Source organism: Streptomyces doebereineriae (assembly GCF_031845645.1).
GTDB lineage: Bacteria > Actinomycetota > Actinomycetes > Streptomycetales > Streptomycetaceae > Streptomyces > Streptomyces canus.
The window spans coordinates 1-450 of the sequence record NZ_JAVREZ010000317.1; the positions used below are offsets into that span (position 1 = coordinate 1).

Consider the following 450-nt stretch of genomic DNA (forward strand, 5'->3'; position numbering starts at 1 on the left):
TCGACAAGCCTGGCAAGGGCGCGTTCTACGCCACCGACCTCGGCGCCGTGCTGGCGACGCACGGCATCGCCACGCTGCTGGTCTGCGGCGTGACGACCGAGGTCGGCGTGCACACGACGATCCGCGAGGGCAACGACCGCGGCTACCGCTGCGTCGCACTGGCTGTTTGCTGCGCCTCCTACTTCCCCGAATTCCATCAGGTCGGCCTCCGAATGTTCGCGGCGCAGGGCGGCATCTTCGGTTGGGTTTCGGCCTCGGGGCCGGTGCTGGAAGCGCTGACGTCGTCGCGCGATTAGCGGTCGGCCGACCAGAAAACGTGTTCGATCGAGGAATTCCGGATCCCGTCCGCTCGGGATCGGACCGAGGCGATGTTTCGCCCAGGTGCGGGAGCGACGACCCCAACCAATCGAGGAGCACGACCATGACGGCGGGAGCACACGGGACAGGTTC

The 450-nt window shown here is 67.3% G+C and carries 1 protein-coding gene; it reads left to right on the forward strand.

The features are described 5' to 3' along the window. On the forward strand, positions 1-296 hold a 296-nt coding region (locus RNB18_RS52065; RefSeq protein WP_311721064.1), incomplete at its 5' end, for a cysteine hydrolase family protein. Between the last annotated feature and the right edge of the window lie 154 nt (positions 297-450).